Origin of the sequence: Bacteroides sp. 51 (assembly GCF_010500965.1) — a bacterium.
In the GTDB taxonomy this organism is placed as follows: Bacteria; Bacteroidota; Bacteroidia; order Bacteroidales; family Bacteroidaceae; genus Bacteroides.
In genome coordinates this window covers 1-853 of the sequence record NZ_QVMI01000107.1, presented here as the reverse complement: position 1 = coordinate 853, position 853 = coordinate 1, and the positions used below count along the sequence as shown (strand labels likewise).

Below are 853 nucleotides of genomic sequence, written 5' to 3'. Positions count from 1 at the left end.
ACCACTGCCTGATTTCCATTGCTCGTAAGAAGCCAGGTGAACAGGCCAGTAGAGGTTCTTGCCATCCTTATCTTTACCGGTAAGGGTAACGATGGTAGGCGAAGCGTTAGCTGTGGTTGCATCGTTTTCAAACACATAGTAATAATAGGTGGTTGACGGAGCAGCCAGGTTCAGGGCATCCAGAAAACGTGCGGCAGCCACGGTGTAGGTACCAGCCGCTGGCCAGAAAGACCAGGTTTCACCGCTGGGCTTGTCATAGCCGGTGTAGAACTTCTTACCACCGGTGTAAGCCGAAGGAATTAAAGAAGTACCGCTGGCGGGGAACAACAGGGATTCGCCACGGGCGTTCAATACGGCAATACTGTTCAATGTAAGCGAACCGGGTTCACCGTACTTGGTCATCGCGTTATCTACTGTAACGGTAATACGTGCAGCAATAAATGTCAGGGTAACGCTAGTACTGGCTTTGTATTCGCCGTCACCGCTATTAGTAAAGCTCAGGGCACTGGCGGTTGCACCGGTAGCCCAACGGTTTGTAGCCGAAGACTGGGCACCTGTTCCGTTCAGGTCGGCTTTGTAAGCTTTCAGGGCAGCCAGTGTAGTGATAGAACTCAGGTCGCCTCCGTTGGCTACAATGTACACATGTTGGGCATTGGTGGTTACACCCAGAGCCTTATCACCGGTCAGCGCTGTTCCATCGCTATTGTATTTGGTCCATGCTGTGTTGATATCGCCGGTACTCTTATCGGTAATAAATACCGTATAGTTGCCCACCGCATCGGTGGGTACGGTGCCTGAGGCACGCGAGAGGGTGGGCGCATCCAGCTGGATGCTTAACATCGCTTTTTCACCT

1 protein-coding gene is annotated in these 853 nt (G+C 52.2%); it reads right to left on the bottom strand.

Translation table 11 applies throughout. The features are described 5' to 3' along the window. Positions 1-853: DUF4906 domain-containing protein (locus tag D0T87_RS25235; RefSeq protein ID WP_163178651.1), on the bottom strand; the 853-nt coding region annotated here is incomplete at both ends.